23 protein-coding genes and 1 pseudogene are annotated in these 25,754 nt (G+C 35.3%); 4 read left to right on the top strand and 20 right to left on the bottom strand.

Annotation, left to right across the window (positions count from 1 at the left end):
- Positions 1-70 precede the first annotated feature (70 nt).
- The 7 genes from fusA to P6936_RS03825 form a co-directional block, all read right to left on the bottom strand.
- Positions 71-2,143: an elongation factor G gene (gene fusA / locus P6936_RS03795; protein ID WP_276880887.1), complete on the bottom strand. Its 2,073-nt coding sequence runs from the start codon at positions 2,141-2,143 to the stop codon at positions 71-73.
- A gap of 14 nt (positions 2,144-2,157) precedes the next feature.
- Entirely contained in the window at positions 2,158-2,628 is a 471-nt protein-coding gene (rpsG, locus tag P6936_RS03800) for a 30S ribosomal protein S7 (protein WP_060929289.1), read from the bottom strand.
- 121 nt (positions 2,629-2,749) lie between these two features.
- Positions 2,750-3,157 carry a 30S ribosomal protein S12 gene (gene rpsL / locus P6936_RS03805; protein WP_004834930.1) on the bottom strand — a complete coding sequence of 136 codons (408 nt, stop codon included), beginning with the start codon at positions 3,155-3,157 and terminating at the stop codon, positions 2,750-2,752.
- Positions 3,158-3,253: 96 nt separating this feature from the next.
- A complete protein-coding gene (locus P6936_RS03810; RefSeq protein WP_276880888.1) occupies positions 3,254-4,060 on the bottom strand; it encodes a MurR/RpiR family transcriptional regulator in 807 nt (268 codons plus the stop codon).
- Complete coding sequence (locus tag P6936_RS03815; RefSeq protein ID WP_276880889.1) at positions 4,038-4,772, bottom strand: MurR/RpiR family transcriptional regulator; 735 nt, start codon at positions 4,770-4,772, stop codon at positions 4,038-4,040. Before P6936_RS03815 ends, P6936_RS03810 begins: the two co-directional genes overlap by 23 nt.
- A 63-nt stretch (positions 4,773-4,835) precedes the next feature.
- On the bottom strand, positions 4,836-6,164 hold the full coding sequence (locus tag P6936_RS03820) for a 6-phospho-alpha-glucosidase (RefSeq protein WP_276880890.1): 1,329 nt from the start codon (positions 6,162-6,164) through the stop codon (positions 4,836-4,838).
- 59 nt (positions 6,165-6,223) lie between these two features.
- On the bottom strand, positions 6,224-7,810 hold the full coding sequence (locus P6936_RS03825) for an alpha-glucoside-specific PTS transporter subunit IIBC (RefSeq protein ID WP_060929293.1): 1,587 nt from the start codon (positions 7,808-7,810) through the stop codon (positions 6,224-6,226).
- Positions 7,811-8,076: 266 nt separating this feature from the next.
- Between P6936_RS03825 and tpx the strand changes: the two genes are divergently transcribed.
- The 3 genes from tpx to P6936_RS03840 all read left to right on the top strand — a co-directional run bounded on the left by tpx (position 8,077) and on the right by P6936_RS03840 (position 10,098).
- Positions 8,077-8,577, top strand: a complete 501-nt coding sequence (gene tpx / locus P6936_RS03830; RefSeq protein WP_276880891.1) for a thiol peroxidase — start codon at positions 8,077-8,079, stop codon at positions 8,575-8,577.
- Positions 8,578-8,661: 84 nt separating this feature from the next.
- Complete coding sequence (locus P6936_RS03835; RefSeq protein ID WP_276863624.1) at positions 8,662-9,051, top strand: PH domain-containing protein; 390 nt, start codon at positions 8,662-8,664, stop codon at positions 9,049-9,051.
- Positions 9,052-9,114: 63 nt separating this feature from the next.
- Positions 9,115-10,098 (top strand): alpha/beta hydrolase, encoded by a 984-nt coding sequence (locus tag P6936_RS03840; protein ID WP_276863622.1) that lies wholly within the window; start codon positions 9,115-9,117, stop codon positions 10,096-10,098.
- 105 nt (positions 10,099-10,203) lie between these two features.
- On the opposite strand, the gene P6936_RS03845 is transcribed toward P6936_RS03840, so the two are convergent.
- The 9 genes from P6936_RS03845 to iolB form a co-directional block, all read right to left on the bottom strand.
- Positions 10,204-11,541 carry an MATE family efflux transporter gene (locus P6936_RS03845; protein ID WP_276880892.1) on the bottom strand — a complete coding sequence of 446 codons (1,338 nt, stop codon included), beginning with the start codon at positions 11,539-11,541 and terminating at the stop codon, positions 10,204-10,206.
- 441 nt (positions 11,542-11,982) lie between these two features.
- Complete coding sequence (locus P6936_RS03850; protein WP_004837170.1) at positions 11,983-12,300, bottom strand: hypothetical protein; 318 nt, start codon at positions 12,298-12,300, stop codon at positions 11,983-11,985.
- Positions 12,300-13,304, bottom strand: coding sequence for an inositol 2-dehydrogenase (iolG, locus tag P6936_RS03855; RefSeq protein ID WP_004837169.1), 1,005 nt, complete (start codon positions 13,302-13,304; stop codon positions 12,300-12,302). Before iolG ends, P6936_RS03850 begins: the two co-directional genes overlap by 1 nt.
- 27 nt (positions 13,305-13,331) lie before the next feature.
- Positions 13,332-14,939 (bottom strand): solute:sodium symporter family transporter, encoded by a 1,608-nt coding sequence (locus tag P6936_RS03860; protein ID WP_004837168.1) that lies wholly within the window; start codon positions 14,937-14,939, stop codon positions 13,332-13,334.
- Between the two features lie 10 nt (positions 14,940-14,949).
- Positions 14,950-15,852, bottom strand: a complete 903-nt coding sequence (iolE, locus tag P6936_RS03865) for a myo-inosose-2 dehydratase (protein WP_004837167.1) — start codon at positions 15,850-15,852, stop codon at positions 14,950-14,952.
- A gap of 18 nt (positions 15,853-15,870) precedes the next feature.
- Entirely contained in the window at positions 15,871-17,787 is a 1,917-nt protein-coding gene (gene iolD, locus P6936_RS03870; protein WP_276880893.1) for a 3D-(3,5/4)-trihydroxycyclohexane-1,2-dione acylhydrolase (decyclizing), read from the bottom strand.
- Positions 17,787-18,818, bottom strand: a complete 1,032-nt coding sequence (iolC, locus tag P6936_RS03875) for a 5-dehydro-2-deoxygluconokinase (RefSeq protein ID WP_276880894.1) — start codon at positions 18,816-18,818, stop codon at positions 17,787-17,789. The genes iolD and iolC overlap by 1 nt, the downstream gene beginning before the upstream one ends.
- Positions 18,818-20,278, bottom strand: coding sequence for a CoA-acylating methylmalonate-semialdehyde dehydrogenase (locus P6936_RS03880; protein ID WP_060929298.1), 1,461 nt, complete (start codon positions 20,276-20,278; stop codon positions 18,818-18,820). Before P6936_RS03880 ends, iolC begins: the two co-directional genes overlap by 1 nt.
- A complete protein-coding gene (gene iolB / locus P6936_RS03885) occupies positions 20,278-21,099 on the bottom strand; it encodes a 5-deoxy-glucuronate isomerase (protein WP_060929299.1) in 822 nt (273 codons plus the stop codon). Before iolB ends, P6936_RS03880 begins: the two co-directional genes overlap by 1 nt.
- 172 nt (positions 21,100-21,271) lie before the next feature.
- Here iolB and P6936_RS03890 point away from each other — a divergent pair, with 172 nt between their 5' ends.
- Entirely contained in the window at positions 21,272-22,021 is a 750-nt protein-coding gene (locus P6936_RS03890) for a DeoR/GlpR family DNA-binding transcription regulator (RefSeq protein ID WP_004837162.1), read from the top strand.
- Positions 22,022-22,325: 304 nt separating this feature from the next.
- Here the strand turns inward: P6936_RS03890 and tnpA are convergent.
- The 4 genes and pseudogenes from tnpA to P6936_RS03910 form a co-directional block, all read right to left on the bottom strand.
- Positions 22,326-22,786: pseudogene (gene tnpA / locus P6936_RS03895) on the bottom strand (IS200/IS605 family transposase).
- Positions 22,787-22,999: 213 nt separating this feature from the next.
- Positions 23,000-23,311, bottom strand: coding sequence for a PTS sugar transporter subunit IIB (locus tag P6936_RS03900; RefSeq protein WP_169304256.1), 312 nt, complete (start codon positions 23,309-23,311; stop codon positions 23,000-23,002).
- Between the two features lie 4 nt (positions 23,312-23,315).
- Positions 23,316-24,419 carry a MupG family TIM beta-alpha barrel fold protein gene (locus P6936_RS03905; protein ID WP_276862357.1) on the bottom strand — a complete coding sequence of 368 codons (1,104 nt, stop codon included), beginning with the start codon at positions 24,417-24,419 and terminating at the stop codon, positions 23,316-23,318.
- Positions 24,419-25,753, bottom strand: a complete 1,335-nt coding sequence (locus P6936_RS03910) for a PTS sugar transporter subunit IIC (protein WP_276862356.1) — start codon at positions 25,751-25,753, stop codon at positions 24,419-24,421. The genes P6936_RS03905 and P6936_RS03910 overlap by 1 nt, the downstream gene beginning before the upstream one ends.
- Between the last annotated feature and the right edge of the window lies 1 nt (position 25,754).

Raw genomic sequence — 25,754 nt, forward strand, 5'->3', positions numbered from 1 at the left:
ATTGTACCAATATTAATATGTGGTTTTACTCTTTCAAATGTTTGTTTGCTCATTTTATTCTCCTATATTATTATTTGTCTAATACTTGTTCTTTTACAGATTCTGGAACTTGTGCATAGTGGTCGAATTGCATAGAGTATGTTGCTCTACCTTGAGTTTTACTTCTTAGGTCTGTTGCATATCCGAACATTTCTGATAGTGGAATGAAGGCATCTAGAACGTGAATTCCATCTTTTGGATTCATTCCGTCAATCTTTCCTCTTCTTGATGAAATATCGCCCATTACATCTCCGAGGTATTCGTCTGGAGTTGTAATTTCTACTTTTTCTAGTGGTTCTAGTAGGATTGGGCCAGCTTTTGCTACTGCGTTTTTAAAGCCCATGCTTCCTGCAACGTGGAAGGCAACTTCTGATGAGTCGACTTCGTGGTAAGAACCATCTACTAGGATTACATGGATGTCTACCATTGGGTAGCCACCAAGGATTCCGCTTAGAGCTGCTTCTCTTACACCTGCTTCTACTGGCTTGATGTATTCTTTTGGTACAGCACCACCGACAATCTTAGATTCGAAGGTAATTCCTTCGCCTTCCTTGCCTGGCATAACTTGAAGTATAACATCACCATATTGACCAGAACCACCTGATTGTCTTACAAACTTACCTTGTGCTTCTGCTTCTTTGGTGATTGATTCTCTGTAAGCTACTTGTGGGTTACCGATGTTTGCTTCTACTTTGAATTCTCTTAGAAGTCTGTCTACGATTACTTCAAGGTGAAGCTCTCCCATTCCTGAGATGATTGTTTGACCTGTTTCTTCGTCTGATTTTGTTTGGAAGGTTGGATCTTCTTCTGCAAGTTTTTGAAGACCTACAATCATTTTATCTTGAGATGCTCTTGTTTTTGGTTCAATAGCAACTGAGATTACTGGGTCTGGGAATTCCATGTTTTCAAGGATTATTGGGTTATCTTGATCGCATAAGCTATCTCCAGTTGTTGTATCTTTAAGTCCTAGTAGGGCTACGATATCTCCAGAGAAACCTGTTTCGATTTCTTGTTGTTTGTTGGAGTGCATTTGCATGATACGTCCAACTCTTTCCCTTTTTCCTTTAGTTGCGTTGTAGATGTATGAGCCTGATTCGATTGTACCAGAGTAGATTCTTACATAGATTAGTTTACCTACATATGGATCTGTTACTACCTTGAAGGCTAGAGCTGATAGTGGTTGCTCATCTCCAGGGTGTCTTTCTAGGATTACTGAGTCATCTTTAGGGTCAGTTCCTTGGATTGCTGGTATATCTAGTGGGCTTGGCATAAATTCTACGATAGCATCAAGAAGGGCTTGTACTCCCTTATTCTTGTAAGCTGATCCACATAGACATGGGAATATTTTCTTTTCTATAGTTCCTTTTCTAATTGCAGCATTGATTTCTTCTACAGATACTTCTTCGCCTTCAAGGTATTTCATCATGATGTTATCATCAATTTCTGAAAGTTCTTCAAGTAGGTTAGCTCTGTATTCTTCTGCAAGATCTACTAGGTTTGCTGGAATTTCACCTTTGATTGGGTGAGCTCCAAGGTCTTCCGTGTTGTAGGTTACAGATTCCATAGTTACAAGATCAATTACTCCTTCGAATTGTTGCTCTGCACCTATTGGAATTTCTATTGGAACTGCGTTTGCTTTTAGTTTATCTTTAATAGTATCAACAGCCATGAAGAAGTCAGCACCAGTAGCATCCATTTTGTTAATGAAACAAATTCTTGGAATGTCGTACTTGTCAGCTTGTCTCCAAACTGTTTCTGATTGAGGTTCTACACCGCTTTTTGCATCAAATAGTGCAACTGCGCCATCTAGTACCCTTAGTGATCTTTCTACTTCTACAGTAAAGTCCACGTGGCCAGGAGTGTCTATGATGTTGATTCTGTTGTTGTTCCAATAACAAGTTGTAGCAGCAGAACCGATTGTGATTCCACGCTCTTTTTCTTGTTCCATGGAGTCCATTACTGCGGTACCATCATGAGTATCTCCAATTTTATAGATTTTTCCGGTATAGTATAACATTCTTTCTGTTACAGTTGTTTTACCAGCATCTATATGGGCCATGATACCTATGTTTCTGGTGTCCTTTAATGAGACGTCTCTTTTCATTTGTCCCCCTATTTCTAGTATCTATAGTGTGCGAAAGCTTTGTTTGCTTCTGCTGCTCTGTGCATTTCTTCTTTTCTTCTTACTGCTGCACCAGCGTTGTTTGAAGCATCTAATATTTCTTTAGATAATCTTTCTACCATAGTTTTTTCGCCACGTGCTCTTGCGAAGTTAACTAACCATCTAAGAGCAAGTGTTTGTCTTCTTTCTGGTCTTACTTCCATTGGCACTTGGTAGTTAGCACCACCAATTCTTCTGGCTTTTACTTCTAGTGTTGGCATTATATTTTCCATAGCTTGATAGAATACTTCTAAGGCATCGTTACCTGTTGTTTCATTAACGATATCAAAAGCTTCATAAACTATTCTTGTAGCAAGGCCTTTTTTACCATCTAACATTACGTTATTGATTAGCTTAGTAACAACTCTATCGTTGTACTTAGCATCAGGCATTACCTCTCTTTTTGGTATATGTCCTTTTCTTGACACTTTTCTTCCCTCCTTTACCAATTATGTGTAATATCTTGAGTACTCGATTACAAAGTAATCGTTAGTGTGCACATATACCTTGTATATAAATAGGTACATTATGCACTTATTTTGCTAAATACTAAGCTTTTTTAGCTCCGTACTTAGATCTTCCTTGTTTTCTTCCGTCAACTCCTGCTGTATCTAGAGTACCTCTGATGATGTGGTATCTAACACCTGGAAGGTCCTTTACTCTTCCACCTCTAATTAATACAACGCTGTGTTCTTGAAGATTGTGTCCAATTCCTGGAATGTAAGATAGTACTTCAGCTCCGTTTGTAAGTCTAACTCTGGCAATTTTTCTTAACGCTGAGTTTGGCTTTTTAGGTGTTACAGTTCTTACAGATGTACAAACTCCACGTTTTTGTGGTGATTGGTTTGGTGTAATTCTACTTTTAAGTGTGTTGTAGTTGTAACCTAAAGCTGGTGTATCTGATTTAGATTTTTCGCTTTTTCTACCTTTTCTAACAAGTTGATTGATTGTAGGCATAATGCACCTCCTTTTCTTTTATAATTAAATAATTGGCAATCTATGCCAATCTTTAAATATTTTACATGTATTATGCTTTATTGTCAAGTAAATTACTTATATTTCTTGACTTGATGGTCTTTGTGCTTTTCTTTTTTTGCTTCTTACTTTTCTTTCTATGAATGAAAGATATTTTAGGATTATAAAGTCTATTACTACATAGTATTGAGAAATCGGCGATATCTTCATCCTTTGGTTGAAGTCAAAGACTTCGTGAGTGACGAAGGCTATGTTGTAATCAGACCTGTGGGATATGGTGTTGTTGGATAGTTTGGTTATGGATGCTATGACCACGTTTTTATCAAGCCTATCTAAAAAGTCTATTAAGCTCTTGTTCTCTCCCCTAAAGGATAGGACAAAGAGGACGTCTCCTTCGCCAATCATATCTACATATTGTTCGTAGTCGCTGGCTTGGTCTATGATATTTACGATTTTTCCAACATTTAGGAAGTTTCTTTTGAGTTCTTCTGCTACATTGTGTTGGACATAGCCATTGCCTATTACGAAGATCCTTTCCGCCTCATTTAGGCTTTCAAAGAGTCCATCAAGGTTTAGAGAAGACATCATAGTCATAGTTAGGTTGATGTCATTTTTGGTATATTCTATCTCATTGTCATCGAAAGAAGAGCCCTGGATTTCTTCCTCGCTCCACTTGATTAGATATCTTAGTTCGCTATAGCCTTCAAGTCCCAACTTTTTGGTAAAGGTCATGATGGAACTTGTGCTTAGGTCAAGTTTATCGGCAAGTTCATTAATGGAAAGCTCATTGGCCTCGCTTTTGTTTTGTACTATGTAGGAATATATTCTAAGATCATTTTTGTTGAGCTTAGAATAGTTTTCCCTAATTAAATTCATCAATATCATGGCTATGCCTTTCTATAAATCCAGTAAAAAACTTTTCCAATTCTAAGATGTAGGGACTGATCAATCTTAATTTTCTATTTTCTTCTTTCAAGAATATATTGTAATCACTTTTTGTCATAGACCTATATTCGCTTCCTATTATAATTTTGCCACAGTTTATGCTTGCAATTTGAAACATAAGTTCTTCGCTTCTTTTATCATTGGAAAAGTCGACTATGATAACCAAACTATCTTCTAGCATTTTTTTGTCAAAGGCAACTATCTCCTCAGCCCCAGCGTAGCTTTCAGCGAGGATGCCTACGTCAAAGAGAAACCTTTTTATGGAATCCTTTATTATATTTTCATAGGCTCCATTTCCGTAGATAAAGGCTCTTTTGCTCGTTTCTAGTTTTTGGTAAGTTTGCTCTAACTTTAGGTCTTTTTTGCTTGAAGTTGATGTTACAATGTCAATCTTTTCGTTTAATATATAATATTTTAAGTCATTGTAACCATTAAAGCCCAGCTTTTTGGCAAATCTTAGGACAGAAGTCCTCGATGTGTAACAAATTCCTGCAAATTCATTGATGGTTAGCGAATAGGCAAGACCTCTTTGTAATATTTCATTGGCTATCACATAGTCTGTCTGGGTAAATTTGTGTTCATTATCCCTTATTAATTTTTCTAAACTGATAGTATCACCCCTATTGTTAAACTTATATATAAATTTTTCCACTAAAAAATCTCTACTAAGCATACTATACGCCAAGTAGAGATTTTTAATATTATATATTTACTATTAGTTTAGTTCTGGCCAGTAACCCTTGTTTGCTTCTATTAAATCATCAAGAAGTTCCCTCGCAACTTTTGCACTTGGTACTGTTTGTGAAAGGGTTAGGGCTTGCCACATCTTTAGGTAGCTTCCTTCAATCCAAGCTTCTACTACGAGTTTTTCTACTGAAACTTGTTGTTCCATTAGTCCTTTTTGGAATTGTGGAATTGGGCCTTGGTTGATTTTTTCGATTCCATTTTTACCAACTAGGCAAGGAATTTCTACCATTGCTGTTGGGTCGAAGTTTGGAATTGCCCCATTGTTTTCAACTATAAGTAGGAATCTTTCCTTTGTGTTTTCAGCAAGGGCAATGGCAAGGTCTACGATGTAGGTTGCGTGAGCGTCAAGTTCTATTTCAACTCCTTCTGCTGTTCCCTTATCGATTATATCTTGACAGAAACCAAAGACTTGTTTTTCTCTTCCTTCTCTTACTTCATCTACTCTTGTGTGTTTTGGATCGGTATGCTCCAATACAAAGTCTGGGTAGAAGTAGTATTTGAGGTAGGTATTTGGAATTGTTGCTGGGTCTAGGGCATAAACGTCTTTTGCCTTGGTGAAGGTTTCTACCCATGATGGATCAAGGTGTTGAGCTGTTCCTATTCCATCAGCAAAGCCATTAACTGAAACGTGCTTTTTGATTTGAGGCATAAGGTCATTACCCTCTTTGTCAGAAATCGCTGTAAACCAACCGAAGTGGTTTAGACCATAATAAGAGAAGTCAAGCTCTTGCCATTCTTTAAGTCCTACCATATCTGCCATCTTATACATTAGATCGATTGGCATATCGCAGATGTTGATGATTTTTGAGTTTGGTCTTAATCTTCTTGTAGCTTCTGCAACGATTGCAGCTGGATTTGAGTAGTTAAGCATCCAAGCATCTGGTGAGTATTCTTCCATATAGTCTAGGATTTCTAGAACTCCACCGATTGAACGCATACCATAGCTCATTCCACCTGGTCCGCATGTTTCTTGACCTATACAGCCATGTTTTAATGGAACTTTCTCATCCCTATCACGCATTTCATACTTACCAACCCTTAGTTGGGCAAGAACGAAATCAACATCGCTAAAGCCTTCCTTAGGATCTGTTGTATAAGTGAATTTAATTTCTGGATGTCTTTCCTTTATAAATATTTCAAGGGCCTTACCTATTATTTCTTGTCTTTGTGAGTCATTATCATATAACTTAACTGATCTTAGTGGAAATCTGTCGAGATTATCCAAGAGCATGCCGATAATTCCTGGTGTAAATGTTGATCCACCACCTGCGATTACGATTGAATGTTTTTGTGTCATAATTTTCTCCTTCTTTTGCTAAATTTTTCTTTTATTCTTTTCTATCTTTTCTTTTCTATTTATACTAATTCGCCAAAGGCGTCTGCTACATATTGGATATCCATTCCAACTATTACATGGACAGAATTTCCGCTTTTAGCAATTCCATAGGTTCCTATTTCCCTGAAATAAGAATCGTCAGCTACTTTTTCTGGGTCAATCACGTTAACTCTAAGTCTTGTTACGCAATTAGTAAAGTCTTTGATATTTTCCTTACCACCAAGGCCTGCTAGGATTTCGTCAGCCATTAACTCAAACTTATCTGCTTCTTTTACGATTTTTCCTTCTGTTCCTTCTTTTTGCTTTTTAGCCTTGTAGTCTTTCTTTGTATAAAGCTTGTTAGAGTCCTCTGAAGCAGTTCTGCCTGGTGTTTGGAAGTTAAACTTAACTATAAGGAAGCTAAATACAAAATACCAAACTGCTATTGCAATAAGACCGATTACTAACATGATTAGGTAGGTCTTCCAGTGATGAGCACCAAGAGGTATCCAGTTTAGGGATGCCATCTCTATAACTCCTCCAGAATATATTCCTACAACACCGAATATATTCATGACCATAGCCAAGATAGCTGCGAGGATTGCGTGAACTACGAATAATTGAGGAGCGATAAACAAGAAAGTAAATTCTATTGGTTCTGTAACTCCACTGAGGACTGCAGTAAGGACTACCGGAATCATAAGTCCTGCAATTTTCTTTTTGTTTTCTGGAAGGGCTGTCTTGTAGAAGGCAAGTCCAACACCGACACAGCCGAATATCTTAGACCAACCTGTTGCAGTTAATTGGGCATAAGGTGCAATTTCCTTTAGAGAGCCAGCTGCTTTTGCGATTTGTGGAAGATTTTGTGCCCAATAAGCATAAATTCCTCCAGGAACAACCAAGCTATCATAAAACATTGGTGCATACAACAAGTGGTGAAGACCAAAGGGAATCAAGAGTCTTTCCAAAAGAACAAATATTCCAACACCAGCTGTTCCAGAGTTTAGAATCACATCCCTAAAGATATTCATTCCAGCTTGAACCTTAGGCCAAATCAATACCGCTAGGAAAGCCACAGGTATCATTACTATAAAGCCAACTCCCAAAACAAAGGCTGAACCCTTAAATACTCCCAAGGCTTCTGGAAGTCTAGTATCGAAAAATTTGTTGTGTAGGTAAATAGCGATGCCAGATATTAAAAGGGCTCCCATCATTCCCATATCTAGGGTCTTGATATTTGCAATCATAGCAAGACCGCTTGCTCCGCCCACCTCTTGGGTGAAATCTACTCCAAAACTTCCTCCCCAATGTTTTAGAATTGTTGATACATAGTTTAAGAAAACTAGGTAGATAACAAAAGCTTCCATGCTCGCTCTGGCATTTTGCTTCTTGGCAAGTCCTATTGGAAGAGCTATTGCAAATAATAATGGTAATTGATTAAATACTACCCAGGCTCCGGATAGAATCATATCCCAAAATCCAAACCACAGTGTTCCTTCACTAGCTATTGGACCCATAATTACTTCAGTTGTAAAAAGGATTCCAAAGCCTATTAGTAGAGCACTGACTGCAAAAAGCATAACAGGTGTGAACATCGCTCCACCAAATCTTTGAATTTTTTCTTTCATGTGTATCCTCCTCAATACATATTTTTTTCTTACAATTATATGATAGCATCCCTAGTCTTCTAAGTCAATTAAGCTTGAATTTTAGGGATTTGTGTCGGAGATAGGAATTTTTTACATGCTAAGTGAAATTTCACAACCACTTAGAATAGGCAAAGAGCTAGCAAAGTAATTTATAAGATAAATTATTAGAATTTTTAAATTTAGGGTACTTTTTTAACATTATTTGGGTATAATAATTTTGTAAAAAGATATTTTTAGGAGGAATTATGAATATAACATTTGCAGGAAATAAAATAAATTTATTAGGTACACAAGTTAAAAAGGGAGATAAGGCAGAAGCTTTTACAGCAACAAAGAATGACCTTTCTGATTTCAACTCAGAAGATTTGAAGGGAAAGCTTGTTGTTTATTCAGTAGCACCTTCACTTGATACAAGTGTATGTGCTCTTCAAGCTAAGAAATTCAACAAGGATGCCCTAGAATTATCTGATGATATAGTAATTGTTACTATCACAGAAGACCTACCTTTTGCTCAAGCAAGATTTTGCTCTAACGAAGATATCAAAAACCTTGAAATGGTTTCTGACTACAAGGAAAGAGAATTCGGTTACAAGTACGGCTTCTTGATTGATGAGCTAAAGCTTTTGACAAGGGGAGTAGTAATCGTAGATAAAGAAGGAATTATCCAATATGTAGAATATGTTCCTGAAGTTACTAACGAGGTTGACTTCGATAAGGCTCTAGAAGAAGTTAAAAAATTAATCTAATTACAAACAAGGCTCGGGCTTAGGCTCGAGTTTTTTTTGTTAATAGATAAATAAATGTTATAATCAAAGAAAAAAGGAGAAATTATGCCAGTAATAGGAAGCGGAATTATCGGAGATTCCAATACATTTAACCTCAAACAAATTGACCTTAGCAAAGTTAGAAAGGAAGTCTTGGACTTTCTTGTTGGCGGTGAGGATATGGTTCAAGCTTTTGAAACTATAAGAGATCAGGTTATTTTTACTACAAAAAGGATTCTTGTTGTAAATGTTCAGGGAATAACAGGAAAGAAAAAATCCTACATTTCCTACCCTTATTCTAAAGTTCAATATTTCGGAGTAGAAAGTGCAGGTCTTCTCGATATAGATAGCGAACTTATCCTCGCCTTTACTGATGGAAGCAAGCTAAGCTTCGATTTTAGGTCTAACGTCGATATAATTAAGATTTCCAAATGTATAGCTCAATTCGTCCTATAATTTATTGACTTTTGGAAATTAAAATATAAAGTATATTCATCTAGTTTTAAAAACGAGGTGATTATGAAATTTATTAAAAAATATTGGAAAAGAATTATTGTCGCTTGCCTATTTCTTATAATAGGAACGACTTATTTTGTGGGTTCTTATTTTGTAAACTACGCCCTTGTAGCAAATGCTGGCGGAAAGAATAGGCCCAAGAAGAAAAACCCTACAGTTTATGAAGATATAAAGGAAAAGCGAAAGAAAGAATTGGAGAATAAGAGGGATGAATGGCTAGTAGATGTAAGAGAGCTAACTCGCGATATAAAGGTAAAGACTAAGGATGACTTGACCCTCTACGGACACATCTTTAAGCAAGCCCAAAAGACGGATAAGTGGATTATAGTTGTTCATGGCTACCAATCCAGCGAAAAGAAGGCCCAAATCCTTGCTGCAAACTTTTACGAGTTAGGCTACAATGTCCTAACCTATAGCTTGCGAGGTCATAAGCCTAGCCAAGGAAAATATATAGGCATGGGTGGTAGGGATAGTGAAGACTTGATGAATTTTGTAGCTTACATTATAAAGGAAAATCCAAAAGCCCAAATTAGCCTCCATGGTACTTCCATGGGAGCAGCCACAGTCCTAAATGCTTCAGGCTTTGATTTACCAAAGAATATTACATCAATTATTGACGATTGCGGTTATAGCTCTGTGTGGGAGATATTCTCCAAGGAATTAAAGCTAAGATTTAAACTTCCAAGCTTTCCAGTCTTAAATATGGCAAACACCATGGCAAAAATTAAGGCTGGTATCGACCTAAAAAAGATTAGGCCCATAGACCAAGTAGCCAAAGCCAAAGTCCCTATAATGTTTATCCATACTACTGGTGATGACTTCATCCCAAAAGAGATGACCGATGAAATGTTTGCTATAAAAAAGGGAGTTAAGGAGAAATTAATCATCCAAGGCTTTCGTCATGCTGATTCAGTCTATGCTGACAAGGACTATTTCAAAAAAATAGATGAATTTATTAAGAAAAATTCTACTGATATTAGTAAATAACTTAAAAATATGAAAATGAACTGATCTTGTTTGTTAGTTTTTGGGCTAACTTTTAAGGTCAGTTCATTTTTAATTAATGGCTTATTGATTAAGGGCAATCCTTTATTAAAATATTAACTTGTAAGAGTCTTTTCTTATTTTTTCGTAATAAATAGAAGAAATTACTAGATTTGAAAACCAGCCTATTGGTACTGCATACCAGACCATGGAAATACCTATCTTATGGGCAAGGGTCATTGAAAGAAATACTCTTAGGGATAGGTTAACTATATTAGCTAGGGTAAAAACTCTCACATCTCCCACTCCCCTTAGAACGCCGTCAACACAGTGCTTGCCTCCTACTAGGATAAAGAAAAAGGCTATAAATTTAAGATAGGAGTCGGCAGTCCTTATGGCAAGCTCAGATGAGTTCTCATTCATAAAGAAGGCTGTTATAGCTGAGTAATTTGTCCTAAGGATTATAAAGACTAAAAGGCAATAGCCTACAAGCAGTATTAGGGATGCCCTAAGCCCTTTTCCTATCCTATCTAGCTTTCTTGCTCCAACATTTTGCGAACTATAAGAAGAAATTGCATTACCGAGGCTTGTTATCGGTACAATAATCAGGCTTTCTACCCTAATGGCAGCCGAAAATCCCGCAAGACTTTCTACGCCGAAAGAATTTACAACCGCTTGGACGAGAAGCTGACCTATAGTTACAGTTGATTGTTGCAAGATTGATGGAAGGGCTAGCCTTCTTATTAGTCTAAGCTCCTTAAAGTCAAAGAGCTTATCAGGATTGACATCAAATTTTCTCAAATGTCTAATAAATACTAGAAAAGATAATATTGCTGAAAGACCTTGGGCAAGGAGGGTCGCATAGGCTGCTCCCTTTATGCCATAAGCTAAGTCCCTAACCATGTAAACATCCAAAATCACATTCAATACTGAAGAAAAAATCAAAAAGTATAGGGGGATTCTGGATTCTCCAAGGGCCTGATAGAGGGCTGAGATAATATTGTACATAAACAAAAAAGCTAGACCATAAAAATAAATGTCTAAATAAACAACTGACATATCCAAAATATCAGCTGGAGTATTTAGCATAGCCATTAATTTCCTAGAAAATATAAGGCCAAAGGCTGAAAGGCCTATGGCTATAATAAGGAAGGCAAGCATGGATGTAAAAATGGCACTCTTCATCCTTTTATAATCTCTTGACCCAAAATATCTAGCTATAAGAACCGAAGCTCCTGCCCCACCACCTACAGCTATACAAATAAAAATTGTAGTAAGGGCAAAGCTTGCTCCAATGGAAGCAAGAGCAGCTTCGCCCACATATTTGCCAACTACAGCAGAATCTACTAAAGTATAAATTTGTTGGAAGAAGGATCCTATAATCATAGGAAGGGAAAATTTGATAATGGCCTTGCTTGGCTTATCATCAGTTAGGTAATGATTCATAATAACTCCTAAAAAATCTGCGATTTATGCTAATATATGATAATACATAGAAAAGTCAATATAAATCAAGGAATTAAATTATCTCTTTTAATCTCATAGTATATCAAAGACTCCTATAAGTTTTACAATTGAAAAAAGCCCCAGAGGAGCTTTCTTCAATAACGATATTTCATTCGGATTAAAATTAATTCGGTAAGTTTACTAATTCTATTTGCTTTTTAAGTTAATCAATATCTACCAATTTTCCTGTTTCAAAGCTTTCCTTGCATTTGTAGGCTATATGAGATACTGCTGTGCCATCATAGACAGTTATTTCTGGCTTTCTATTTTCTTTTACGCAGGCTACAAATTCTTTTAGTTCATCTTTGAAACTTTCTGAGAATCTTTCTATAAAATCTTGGCTAATTTCTTTTCTTATGCCATTTTTATCATGATTTCTCCTTATAGCTGGTCGAGCATTATTCTTTCGACATTCATAGTTAGATAATCTGTTTCAGATATTAGTTCTACTTTTGTGTCGGTTGAATCTACCCTTCTTAGGTATTCCTTGATATGATTTTCCAAAATATGAGCGTTAGGGGCTACAAGTATGTGGGTATATTTTTCCTTGTTAAGCCTATCGACAAAGTCATTCAAGCTTGTTAATTCAACATAAGCGCATGACTTTGAGATATCTATAAAGTGTTGAAATTTTTCTTTAAATAGTTCTGCGGATATTCCTGTTTCTGCTATTATTAGAATTTTCTTTTTTACACTCATTAGTCAATCATCCTTACTTTGACTGCTTGTCCAGAATCTAGAGATTCTTTGGCAGCTATAGCAATTCTTTGAGCCATGATTGCATCTTCAATTGTTACTGATGTTTCTCTATCATTGAATACTGCATCAGCAAAGTCATTTATTTCTGCATTGTAAGCTCCTGTATATCTTTGTAGGAAGAAGAATTCAGGATTTGGTGCATGATAGCCGTCCTTGTCAGCAAAAATTACATTAGCTTCTAGGTCATTTTCAACCATAGCAGTTCCCTTTGAACCAAAAGCTTCTACTCTTTGATCGTAACCGTAGGCAGCTCTTCTTGAATTTAGGATTACACCTATTGAATCATCTTCAAATCTTAGATTGATAATTGCTGTATCTACGTCTATTCCTTCAATTTCTTTGTTGCATTTAACTGTTGCTTGGGTATAAACTTCTACAACTTCTTTGCCTGTCAAAAATCTTGCCATATCGAAATCATGAATTGTCATGTCCATGAAAAGTCCACCTGAAGATTTAACATATGATAATGGTGGAGCTTCAGGGTCTCTTGAGTCTACTCTTACTAATTCAAGTTCTCCTACTTTTCCATCATCAATTAATTTTTTGGCATAAGCGAAGTTTCTATCATATCTTCTATTAACACCGATTTGGAATTTTACTCCCGCTTCTTTTACTGCCTTGTAAGCTCTCATTGATTCTTCATCTGATAGAGAAACTGGTTTTTCACAGAAGATGTGTTTGCCTTTTTCAGCTGATTTTACTATATAGTCAACGTGAGTGTCTGTTGGTGTACAGATTAATACAGCTTCAATTTCTTCATCATTAAAGATAACTTCAGGGTCTGTTTCTAATTTTATACCGATTTTTTCTTCAAAGTCTTTTAACTTATCTGCGAATGGATCAACAATCCTTTTAATTTTGATGTTTGGATTGTTTACCAAGTTCATTGCATGGATTTGACCGATTCTTCCTGCTCCAAAAATACCTACATTTAATTTTTTCATAATTTTTCTCCTCTTTCTATTTATTTATTATACACTTGCAATTCCCATAGGTGAGAAGAACAAGTATGTTCCAACAACAACTAAAGTTATTATAATTGAGCAAATTGTAACCTTTGACCAAGGTTCTACTTCTACCTCCTGGGCAATCGAATAATCGCTCAAGTTAAAACCTTTTCCTTTAAAAGTTAATTTACTAACTACAATCATTACTAGGAAATCTATAAAGAATAGACCACTTAATACATATAAGAAATGTACATCTCTTAATACAATTTTTGATAGGGCATAAACAACAACATGGAATATCATTGTAGTTTTTGCTCCTATTGCAGTAGCTTCTTTATAATAAAAGGCACATAGAATCATTATTAATAGTGGCATGTTGTATAGGCCGTTAAATTCTTGTACGAAAGCGTATAGGCCTGAGCCTGCTTTTGAAATAAAAGGTGCAACTATTATAGAAATTATACCCAAGCTTACATTTGTTATTTTACCAATCCTTGCCATCTGTTTATCAGTAGCTTGTTTATTAATAATTGGTTTATAGAAGTCTAGGGCAAAAAGTGTTGATGTTGATGATAGACTTCCTGCAAATGATGATAGGATAGCACCAAATATAACTGCTCCAAATAAGCCCATAGCCCATTGTGGTAGGACATCTACTACTAATTGTGGATATGCGCCATCTTGTAAGCTTAAGAATTGATCACCAAACATATTTCTTGCCACTACTCCAGGAAATACTAGGAATAAGGCTCCAAATATTTTGAAGGTTCCAACTATTAAAGCTCCCTTTTGTGCTTCTTTCAAATTTCTAGCTGCAAAGGCTTTTTGAACTATCATTTGATTTGTACACCAGAAGAAAAGATTGTTAAAGAACATTCCAGTAAACAAGGTTGGCCAAGGAACAATTTTTGAATCAACCGCTCCTATTGAGTTTAACAATTCTGGTGTGTTTTGAGTTACATGTTCAATTCCTGATAGGAAGGAACCACCACCTAACAATTTCAATCCCAAAAATGGTATGGCAAGTCCACCTATGATTAAACCAAATTGGTAAATAGTATCTGAGTAAGCTGATAGGGTCATTCCTCCCAAAAATAGGTACAAGACACCAACTACTCCTATAAATATTACCATTAGGGTAACTGCTGATAGCTGAGAAATACCCAAAAGTTGGTCAACCCTAAATAATTTATTAAATACCAAGGCTCCAGAATACAATACAACTGGCATGAATGATACCATGTAGGTGATTATAAAGAGGATTGATACTATTCTTTTTGTTGCAGTATCATATCTAATCTCTATAAAATCGGAAATTGTATTTATACCATACCTAAAATATTTAGGAAGAAAAACTGCTGCAAGAAGAGCTATAGCAACAGCACTTGTTACTTCCCAAGCCATTACCTGCATTCCAGCAACATAGGACTGACCATTCTGTCCTACTATTTGTTCTGTTGAAAGGTTAGTCATTATTATTGTTCCAGCAACTACTGGGGCAGCTAATGATTTACCTCCAAGGAAATATCCTTCAGATGATGATGTATCTACTTGGCCCATAGTCTTCTTATAGGCGATAAAGCCTATAAGACAAACTATGATGGCGAAGCTCGCTATTACAAAAAACATAAGTCCACCATTATTTCTTAGCTATAAGTTTATTGGTTATTAACATATCCATAAAGTTTTTAGCTTTTTTATGATATAAGAATGGATTTGCTAGGGCTGGATCTTGTTCTGCTTCTACTACGATCCATCCTTCATAGCCATCTTCAAGAATCATATCTATGATAGTTTCAAAATCTATGCATCCATCTGAAGGTACTGTGAAAGTTCCTTGGAATACAGATTTTAGGAATGACCATTCTTCTTCTTTTGATTGTTTTTGTTTTTCAGCTCTTATATCTTTGAAGTGGATGTGTTTAATTCTTTTTGAGAATTTTTTGTAAAAGGCAATTGGGTCTTCCCCTGAAAATACTAGGTGGCCTGTATCATAGAGTAAGAATACTTTTTCAGGATCGGTCATTTCCATTAATTTTTCAACTTCTGCTGTTGTTTGAACACCTGTTCCCATATGGTGATGGTAAACTATCTTCATGCCTTTTTCTAGAGCAAGTTCACCTAGTTTGTTTAAGCCACAAGCTAGTCTATCCCATTCTTCATCAGTGAATGTAGGTTTTTTGCTAAATACTGGTGTATCCATTTGACCTTGGATTGAATGACCTTGTTCAGCTACAACGATAACTTTTGCTCCCATAGCATGGAGGAAGTCTCTGTGTTCAATAAAGGCTTTCTTAGTTTCTTCATATGGTTTTGTTGTTAAGAATGCAGAAAACCATGCACTTGCTACTTCTAGATTTCTTGGTTCTAGGTAGGATTTAAGAACTTCTGGGTCTCTTGGGTATTTGTTTCCAACTTCTGTTCCTTGATAGCCAGCAAGAGCCATCTCTGAGATACATTGTTCAAATGTATTTTCTTTCCCAAGTTCTGGTAGGTCGTCGTTAGTCCATGCAATTGGTGCGCAAGCAAATTTGATAGTCATAATATTTCTCCTCTTCTTTTAATATTTTCTAGCTTCGTTTCTTCCTTCAACAACTTCTTGGTAAACTTTTTCTTGTTCCTCGTTTTTACCAACTTCAGCTACACCTACATTCCACCAAGATTCATATCCATCAATCATAGTTTTTGGTATAACTTTCAAATCTATTAATACAGGTTCTTCTACATCTTTAGAGTCAGCTAAGGCTTTCTTAAATTCCTCCAAGGTCTTTACTGTATAACCCTTAAAACCATAAGCTTCTCCAACCTTGGTGTAGTCCGCTGTTAATAGGCCACCGTCAGGTCTTTGACCATTTCTTTTTCTAAACTCTGTCGCTAAACTTCCTACAGCATGATTCATTTGTAGGTTGTTTATACATCCAAAACCACTATTGTCGAAAACTAAAATATATACTTTTTTGCCTTCTTGAATAATTGTGGAAAGTTCACTATTTAGCATTTGGAAACTAGCATCACCAACTACAGCATAGACATCACTAGCTTCATCAGCCATCTTTACTCCAAGGGCGGCAGCTACTTCATAGCCCATACATGAATAACCATATTCTGCGTGGTAAGCGTCCTTTTTGTCAGTCCTCCAAAGTCTTTGTAAGTCACTTGGCAAGCTTCCTCCAGCTGTGATAACGATTCCTTTATCCTTGATAAAATCGTTAAGGGCTAGTATGGCAGATGTTTGTGTTATCTTTCCCCCAGTTTTTTCTATAAATTCATTTACAGTTCTAGGATCTTGTGGTTTTATTATTGTTTCGAAATTTTCGCCATAAGTATAATTTTTGAGTCTAAGAACTTCCTCATCCCACTTTTCTTTAGCTTCCTTTATCTCGTCTTTATAAGAAGATTTATAGGAAAGCTTGTCTAATTGCTCATCCAAAGCGTTGATTGCAAGTTTTGCATCTGCTACTATTTGATGGGCATCCATCTTGTAGGCGTCAAATCTATCGACATTTATTGTTATAAATTTTGCATCCTTATTTTTGAATAATCTCTTAGATGATGTTGTAAAGTCTGTAAGTCTTGATCCAATCGCTATTATTAAGTCTGCTTTTTTAGCTAGGATGTTTGCGGCATAGGTTCCTGTAACTCCTATTCCCCCTAGGCACATCTTAGATGATGATTTGATAGCAGATTTTCCAGATTGAGTTTCTCCGAAAGGTATCTCGTATTTGTTTAAAAATTCATCTATCCTCTCGCCAGCTTCTGAATATTTAACTCCTCCGCCTATAATAGCTAGTGGATACTTAGCATTTTTAATAAGCTCTGCTGCTTCTTCTATGTCCTCTTGTATTGGAATCCTTCTTTGAATTTTATGTATTCTTTTTTCAAAAAAATACTCAGGATAATCGTAAGCTTCACCCTCAACATCTTGAGGCATAGCTATTACACAAGCACCAGTATCTGCAGGGTCGGTTAACACTCTCATAGCATTGATTAGCGCTGTCATAACTTGCTCTGGACGATTTATCCTATCCCAGTATTTGCTTACTGGTTTGAAGGCATCATTAGTAGTTATTGTTAAATCATATGCTTGTTGAACTTGTTGTAAAACAGGATCTGGTTGTCTAGATGCAAATGTGTCTGATGGAAACAATAATAGTGGAATATTGTTTACAGTTGCTGTTGCGGCAGCAGTTACCATATTTGCACTACCTGGTCCTATGGATGCACTACAAGCTATGATTTTTCTTCTGTTGTTTTGTTTAGCAAAGGCTGTAGCTACATGGCACATTCCTTGCTCGCTTCTTCCCTGATAAACGTTTAAGTTATGATCATCTTGGTCTAGGGCTTGACCCAAACCAACTGCCATTCCATGACCAAATATTGTAAATATACCGTCTACGAATTTGCTAACTTCTCCATCGTATTTGATATATTGACTATCAAGAAATTTAACTATTGCTTGAGCCATAGTAAGTTTCATTATAAATCACCTCTTGCTACAAATTCTCCATGTTCCTCTTTGGCTTCTTTGATAAATTCTTCAAGCTCTTTAGTATTTGGCAAATCTGATGATGAGTTTGATCTAATCATCATAGAAGCTTCTGCTGAAGCATATTCTAGGCATTCAATCATGTCATGATCTGTAAATAAAGCATAAAGGAAGGCTGATGCATAGCCATCTCCACCACCAAAACCTTTTCTCGCCTTTACTGGGAATGGCTTGATTGAATAAGATTCGCCATTTTTCACATAGGCATTTGAACCTTTTTTGCCATGTTTTATTACCAAAATTTCTGCTGATTGGTCAAACCAAAGTTTTGCACTTTCTTCATCTTCTAGGGCCTTATCGACTATAAGTCTTTCAGTTAAGTCAAATTCTTCCCTAGAACCCATTATTATATCTGCTTGTTTTGCTACAATTGAATAATAGATAGAAATCTCATCTTCATTTTTCCAATTGTAATTTCTGTAGTCTACATCGAATATTACCTTACAGCCAGCTTTTTTAGCTAGTAAAATCGATTTCAATACTGCTTCTCTTGAAGGACTTTCTGCAAGGGCTGTGCCTGATACCAAGATTGCCTTTGCCTTTTTGATGTAGTCATAATCAATATCATCTACAGAAAGTGCCAAGTCTGCTATCATGTTCCTATACATCAATATAGAAGACTCATTTTCAGACTTCATTTCAGTAAAGGTTAGGCCTATTTTTTCACCATTTTGGGCTCTAACTATATGACTTGTATCTATATTTTCTTCGTTGTTCAAATGATCTAGGACAAAATCTCCTAGTTGATCATAAGAAATTTTTGCAATCATTCCTACTTTTAGGCCATGTCTATTAACACCTATGGCAGTATTTACTGTCGATCCGCCAATATATCTTTCAAATTTTACAACTTGACTTAGTGGCTTGAACCCTTCCTCTGGGGAAGGATTAAAGTCAACAGCCACTCTTCCAATAAGAATAAGATCAAGTTGCCTATCTTCTGGAAAATTAATGTATTTCATTATTTGTCAAACTCTCCTGTCTTTAGTTGGCTAGTAACAACCTTTCTTCTTGTATAGAATAAGATAGAGTCTTTACCATTGCAGTGAAGGTCGCCATAGAATGAATGTTTCCAACCTGAAAATGCGAAGAAGGCTACTGGAGCTGGAACTCCTAAGTTTACTCCCAACATGCCTGCGTCGATATTTTCTCTGAAATATCTTATAGCTGCTGCATTATTTGTGAATATACAAGATCCATTAGCAAATTCATTTTGGTGGGCAATCTCAATAGCTTCCTTTAGGCTCTTTACTCTTATTATAGAAACAAATGGAGCAAATATTTCTTCAGCCCAAATTTTCATTCCTACCTTACAATTATCAAAGATAGTTGGTCCAACGAAGAAGCCTTTTTCTGGAATATTTTTTCTACCATCTAAGATAAGGCTAGCTCCTTCTTCGATTCCTTTTTCTATATATCTGAAAGTTCTTTCTTGATTTTCTTTTCTTATAACAGGTCCTAGGAAGACATCATCATCCTTAGATGCATCTCCAACTTTTAATTCTTTAGCTGCTTTTGTAAACTTTTCTACAAATTCGTCTGCAATTTCTTCTTCTACTAGGATAACAGAGCCTGCCATACATCTTTCACCTGCAGAACCAAAAGCTCCACCGATAGCCTTAGTTACAGTATCTTCTATGTCGGCATCTTTAAGTATTATTGTATGGTTTTTAGCACCAGCTAGGGCTTGAACTCTCTTATCGTGTTGGCATCCTTTTCTATAAACTAACTCGCCTATGTTTTTACTTCCTACAAAGGAGATTCCTGCAACTTGTGGATTTTCTAAAAATTCATTAACAACTTCAACTCCACCATTTACGACATTCAAAACTCCCTTTGGAAGACCAGCCTCTTCGCAAAGTTCTGTAACTCTTTGCATTAAGATTGGTGTTTTTTCACTAGGCTTCATAACCACTGTATTACCACAAGCTATAGCCATAGGGAACATCCAGAAAGGTACCATCATAGGGAAGTTAAATGGAGCAATTCCTGCGATAACTCCTATTGGATACTTATAATTGTGAACTTCTACATCTGTAGCTATGGTTGAAAGATTATCACCCATCAAAAGATTTGCTATACTTGCTGCATGTTCAACATTTTCAATTCCTCTTCCAACTTCTCCCTTAGCTTCTTTGAAATTTTTACCATTTTCTAGAGTAATAAGTCTTGCTAGCTCATCGGTATGTTCGACTAAGATTTGTTGTAATTTGAATAATATTTTTTGTCTTGATAGAACTGAAGTTTTGCCCCAAGTTTTAAAAGTCTCTGCTGCATTTTCTATAGCTTCTTTTGTTTCATCTCTTGTTGATAGAGGGCATTTTGCAATAACTTCTCCATCACCTGGGTTATAAACATCTTCGAATTCTTTTGCCTTAGATTCAATCCATTGTCCATCTACATAGTTTTTGATAAGTCTCATTATTCTACATCCTTTCTATCTATAATCCATTCATGATCTTTTTCATTATGGAATTTCCACTCTTTATTTGGTCCTGCCATTACATTTAGATAATAGGAGTTATATCCATAAGGAACAGCAACTGGATGATATCCTCTTGGAACCATAACGGCGTCCTTATTATAAAGACTCATAGTTTCATCTAAAACCCTATCGTCTGTATAAACTCTTTGGAAGACAAATCCTTGTTCCTTATCCATCTCATGATAATAAATCTCTTCGAGGAAGGTCTCTGTTTCACTAGCTGTATCATGTTTGTGTGGTGGATAAGATGACCAATTAGCCTCATCTGTATATACTTCAACCACTATAAGCTTGTCAGAAATAGTTGATGAATCAGGAAGAATATTATTGACTAATCTCTTATTCATTCCCTTTCCTCTCTTTTCAACACTATTATCTTCTGCTTTAATTAACCTTGATTCTAAAACCTTATCTGAAATAGCATAGGAGATAACAACCCTAGCATTAGAATCAGAACTTATCTCAAAAGAATCCTTGTTTGTTATATAAACTGAATCAGTTGGATTCTTGTCAAAATTCTTCTCTCTTCTTCCAATATTCTTGTATTCGTTTTCCCCTACTTTAACATTAGCCTTTCCACATAAAACTGTAACGCAGGCTTCTTGTCCATCTAAGCTTTCCTTATATAATGATTTGTCATTTAACTCCAAGGCTCTTAATCCTATGTAGTTCAGAATTGACTTTTTTGCTTCAATATTTTGTAATAGTACATAATTGCCTAAATCTATATTTAGACATTCTTTTTTTAAACTTGCCAAAAAAACACTCCTTTCGAACAAAACTATCATTTATTTGATTAACTTTATCATTTACACCTAAATTATATGATTGTTTTGATAATATGTCAAGAGAAAAAAACGTTTTATTTGATATATTTGCTCATAAAAGTTATAATGTTATCAACAGAATGATTTAATACGGAGATTAATAATGAATAATGACAGAATTTCAAACATGGGAAAATACATAATAAATCAAGGAGAGGTCACTACAGAAGAGCTCTCCCAAAAATTTAACGTTTCTATAGTTACCATTCGAAGGGATTTGAAAAAGTTAGAAGAAGATAATATTATTACAAAAATATATGGTGGTGCAAAGGCAAGGTCAGATAAGTTAAAATCTTTTGAACAAAGAGAGAACCTAAAGAAAGATGAGAAGGCTCATATTATAAGTATAGCTAAGAATTTTATTACTAGTGGCGATAGGATTTTTATAGATTCTGGTACGACAACTGAAAATTTAATAAACGATTTAGACAATAATATTCATTTGACAATTTTTACTAACAACTTATCTATTATAAAAAAAGCTGCTAGTATGGAGAATGTAAATTTGTTCGTTGTTGGTAATTATTACAACCACACTAGTAATTCCTTCACATATTGGGGAAGCTCTCCTACCATCAAAGATTTTAATATAGACAAGGCCTTTATGTGTACTTCTGGTCTTACCATCAAGGATGGTCTTACTAACAAAAATCCTATTGAGCAAAGAATAAAAAGCACAATATGCTCTATTGTCGATCATATCTACTTACTAGTTGATGATTCAAAGATTGGGATAAGCTCTTTGATGACCTATGCTAAGCTAGAAGATATTGATACGATGATTACTAACAAAAGGCCTCCTGCCGAATACCTAGACTTTCTAAGAGATAAGGATGTAAAACTTGAATACTAATCAAAAGGGGCTGTTGCAGAATGAATAAATCGTCCCAATATCATTAGAAGAACCTCCACGGAAAGTCTCATAACGCCGACGGGCTAAATGCCTCCATCAGTCGGCAGGCACTAATATGCCCACCGGCAAGGAGAGGTAAAATTTCCTAAGAGAACCTTCTAATAATGGGACGATGATTATTCATAATTTTGCAAAACAGCGCCTATAATGTGCGAATACCGGCACGCCCCTATTGGAGCTGTCGAGTATTCCATCACATGCACCACTTTCCCAACTACTGCTTAAGCAGTTTTTTTATTTGTTTTTATTTGACTTCCTCTCCAGTAAACGGGTCATAGTATTCCTTTATACTTATTTGGTCAGTGTAATAGTCTTCTTTTGATTGATTTTGTATATATTCTTTTATTTTCTTTTCATTTTTTCCCACTGTATCTACATAATATCCCCTACACCAAAATGTCGGTTTCCATATTTATATTTTAAGTTCGCGTGTCTATCGAATATTATCAGCGAACTTTTTCCTTTTAAATACCCCATTATTTGTGATATTGAATATTTTGGTGGTATTTCTACAAGCATGTGTACATGATCTGGACATAGCTCTGCTTCTATAATGTTTATTCCTTTTCTTGATCCTAATTCTCTAAGTATGCTCCCTATGTCTTTTCTTAGTTGTCTGTATATTACTTGTCTTCTGTATTTTGCTGCAAATACTATATGATATTTGCATCTCCAACTTGTATGTGATAAAGTATCTTTATCCATGATTACCTCCTTATTTAATTGTGCATGTGACTATCACAATTATACTTTAAGGAGGTTTTCTTGGTGCTTGAAGCTAAAGCTAAATCCCTCCACCTGCATAGCAGGTGGTTTTTTGTTTCGCTCTCTTTCGTTCGCTCAACTCACTTAAGTGAACAATGAAATAAAGTGATGAGAAACTTTAAATATCTCATCACTTTATTTTCCTTTATACTTTTAATTTTTGCATGAAGCAATAATATCATTTAATATTTTTTCACCATTAATCATCCCATAGTCAGCCATATTTATAACATCAACAAAGGTGTTTTGTTCTTTATATATATTTTTGAGTTCATTGAGCTTAAACCTAACTTGTGGTCCTAACATTATGGCATCTATATGCTCTTTTCCATTAATTTCTTCTAAGCTAGATACTGGAACTGCCTTAATCTTTGCATTTATTCCCTTTTCATCAGCTGCTTTTTTCATATTCTCAACTACTAAACTTGTACTCATCCCTGCTGAACAGCACAATACTATATTGATTTCATCACTCATTTTTCTCTCCTTTTATAAGCTTGAATGGGTTTTTTTCGGATATCATATCCATAATCACTTGCTCATCAAAATTTAACCTACCGACTAAATTTCTTTCTCCAGTATTTTTGATTTTCTTTTTTACAATTTCGACTTCTCCCCTATAGTGAGAAAGATTGTTATTTACTATTAGGATATCTCCTTTTTCAAAGTATTCTTTCTTGCAGTTCCTATAGGGAATATCTTTGTCATTCCCATAAGATCTTGTGACACTACTTCTGATGAAATATTCAGATGAATCAATCCTATCGGAGTGAGTAAAATTGTACATAATTTCTTTTTCAACTTTAATTATATCATAATTTTCATCCACTTCTAAGCTTGGTATCGATAAGTCAATTTTACCAAGCTTTTCAAGTTCTTCTTCTGAGGCATAAGCATTTCCAATTATGATATCGTTAATTTTCCTGTTTGCAATCATATACCTCAATTGATATCCTATGTCTTTTCCCCTATGTTCTTCTAGTGTGCATAATCCCTTATATACTGGCCAAGGCCCAAATGTGTTTTCATTATTGCTTGATATAAATCCATGAACTGGTAGTGCTTGCTTATAATATTTATCTGTAAAATAGTCAAATCTTCTTTTGCTTAAACCTGTATATTCTTGTGGATAAAAATTATGGCATGTTGACATATTTGTCCTATTTGCTCCATTCTTTATCAACAAGTCAAGTGATATATCAGAGCTTGCATTAAATTCAATCAATATAGAGTATGGATTATTGGTAAGAATTATGTTTTCATAATCAGACATTGCCCAATCAAGCCTTATTATATCAACTCCCATTCTGGCAAAGACTGAAATATCACTAGCTGTCGCTCCAAAAAATTCAAATACTTCTCTATTGGTATCTACAGAAACCTTGAATCCCAGCTCATGAGCTTTTAAGATAAATGATTTAAAATTTTTTATTGTATTATCCTTTGTATCTTTTACAGATAAGAGGCAAGTAAATATTCTTGAAAACCCATTCCTAGATGCTAATTTAATATATTCATAATCTTTTTCCTCAGTTGAATGTTCGGGATAAATAGATATTCCTAGTTTTCGCATTATTTTTCCTTATTTTCCTTAATTAAATTTTCTTCTTGTAAAATATTGTTTTTATCCACAGCTACAACAAAAGGATAATAGATTATGCACCCAAGCACAATTAAAAAGACTTGCAATACAGCACCTTGCCAGTTACTTGATAAGAAACCTGATATAACGGGAGGAGTAGTCCATGGCATTATAATTCCATTTGTTATTGGAACTAAGCCAATACTCATCGTTATATATGTTATTATTATATTTATCATAGGTACAAATATGAAAGGGATTAACAATAATGGATTTAAAACTATTGGCAAGCCATATATAACTGGCTCGTTTATCCCAAATACAGCTGGGAGTATAGATAAACTTGATAATTGTTTTAATCTTTTAGATTTTGATATTAATACAGCTACTATCAATAATGATAGTGTTGAACCTGCCCCACCGAATGTTGCAAATAAATTCTGAAATTGTACATTGATTATGTTTTCTGGTAACAATCCTGCATTTACTTTTGCTAAGTTTTCTGCTGATAGTGCATATAGTACTGGCATAAATACAGAATCTGTAATATTTGTTCCATGTATTCCTAGAAACCACAATACATGGGCGAATAAATAAACCAAAATAATTGCTGGTAACGAGCCACCAACGTGTTGCAACGGCAATTGTAAAACACTATACACAAATGAAAAAGCATTTTCCCAAGGTGTTAATGAAAATATGAACCTAATTATTACAAAAGTAGCCATCACAAAAGTCGCTGGAAATAATGAGGCAAATGATTCGCCTACTGTAGGAGGAACCCCTGTTGGCATTTTGATTACTAGACCCCTATCGACCACCATTTTATAAATTCTTACTGCCACAAAAGCTGTTATGATGCCTATAAATACTCCTTTTGCTCCAAGCCAATCAAGGGATAAACCGCTTACTTTCAAAGCTTCTTTTCCATCCTCTGGGGTGAAGTCAAATTCAAAGGGCATAAGTATAAACCATGCTACTAGGGAAACTACTCCACTAAATAATGCATTTACCTTTATCCTACTTCCATAAGCATTTCCAATTCCTATTACTACAAAAATCGACATTATTGTAAAAGAAGCATTAGTAGCTGCTGAAAAATATGAGGCTATCGTGTTTCCATTAACTTCAGTATTTCTTAATAGATCAATCCATGCTTGAATTGGAAAATTTGATATTAGCATGAACATTGAGCCTATAATTAGTAAAGGCATAGCTAAGGCAAATCCGTCTCTTATTGATTGTAAGTGTACATTTCCACTAATTTTTGCAGCCATTGGCATAAGTTTTGCTTCTAATATGTCCATAAAATTTCTTTTTTTCATA

The sequence above is a fragment of the Anaerococcus tetradius genome, from assembly GCF_947087635.1.
GTDB lineage: Bacteria > Bacillota > Clostridia > Tissierellales > Peptoniphilaceae > Anaerococcus > Anaerococcus tetradius.

What these genes read in the sequence shown, in the direction of transcription:
- P6936_RS03840 (WP_276863622.1), top strand. Translation starts at nt 9,115, where the DNA reads ATGAAATTTATTAAAAAATATTGGAAAAGAATTATTGTCGCTTGCCTA.
- P6936_RS03810 (WP_276880888.1), bottom strand. Translation starts at nt 4,060, where the DNA reads ATGATATTGATGAATTTAATTAGGGAAAACTATTCTAAGCTCAACAAA.
- fusA (WP_276880887.1), bottom strand. Translation starts at nt 2,143, where the DNA reads ATGAAAAGAGACGTCTCATTAAAGGACACCAGAAACATAGGTATCATG.
- iolG (WP_004837169.1), bottom strand. Translation starts at nt 13,304, where the DNA reads ATGAAAAAATTAAATGTAGGTATTTTTGGAGCAGGAAGAATCGGTCAA.
- P6936_RS03835 (WP_276863624.1), top strand. Translation starts at nt 8,662, where the DNA reads ATGCCAGTAATAGGAAGCGGAATTATCGGAGATTCCAATACATTTAAC.
- P6936_RS03845 (WP_276880892.1), bottom strand. Translation starts at nt 11,541, where the DNA reads ATGAATCATTACCTAACTGATGATAAGCCAAGCAAGGCCATTATCAAA.
- P6936_RS03905 (WP_276862357.1), bottom strand. Translation starts at nt 24,419, where the DNA reads ATGCGAAAACTAGGAATATCTATTTATCCCGAACATTCAACTGAGGAA.
- rpsL (WP_004834930.1), bottom strand. Translation starts at nt 3,157, where the DNA reads ATGCCTACAATCAATCAACTTGTTAGAAAAGGTAGAAAAAGCGAAAAA.
- iolD (WP_276880893.1), bottom strand. Translation starts at nt 17,787, where the DNA reads ATGAAACTTACTATGGCTCAAGCAATAGTTAAATTTCTTGATAGTCAA.
- iolE (WP_004837167.1), bottom strand. Translation starts at nt 15,852, where the DNA reads ATGACTATCAAATTTGCTTGCGCACCAATTGCATGGACTAACGACGAC.
- tpx (WP_276880891.1), top strand. Translation starts at nt 8,077, where the DNA reads ATGAATATAACATTTGCAGGAAATAAAATAAATTTATTAGGTACACAA.
- P6936_RS03850 (WP_004837170.1), bottom strand. Translation starts at nt 12,300, where the DNA reads ATGAGTGTAAAAAAGAAAATTCTAATAATAGCAGAAACAGGAATATCC.
- P6936_RS03825 (WP_060929293.1), bottom strand. Translation starts at nt 7,810, where the DNA reads ATGAAAGAAAAAATTCAAAGATTTGGTGGAGCGATGTTCACACCTGTT.
- P6936_RS03820 (WP_276880890.1), bottom strand. Translation starts at nt 6,164, where the DNA reads ATGACACAAAAACATTCAATCGTAATCGCAGGTGGTGGATCAACATTT.
- P6936_RS03880 (WP_060929298.1), bottom strand. Translation starts at nt 20,278, where the DNA reads ATGAGACTTATCAAAAACTATGTAGATGGACAATGGATTGAATCTAAG.
- P6936_RS03890 (WP_004837162.1), top strand. Translation starts at nt 21,272, where the DNA reads ATGAATAATGACAGAATTTCAAACATGGGAAAATACATAATAAATCAA.
- P6936_RS03860 (WP_004837168.1), bottom strand. Translation starts at nt 14,939, where the DNA reads ATGTTTTTTGTAATAGCGAGCTTCGCCATCATAGTTTGTCTTATAGGC.
- iolC (WP_276880894.1), bottom strand. Translation starts at nt 18,818, where the DNA reads ATGAAATACATTAATTTTCCAGAAGATAGGCAACTTGATCTTATTCTT.
- P6936_RS03910 (WP_276862356.1), bottom strand. Translation starts at nt 25,753, where the DNA reads ATGAAAAAAAGAAATTTTATGGACATATTAGAAGCAAAACTTATGCCA.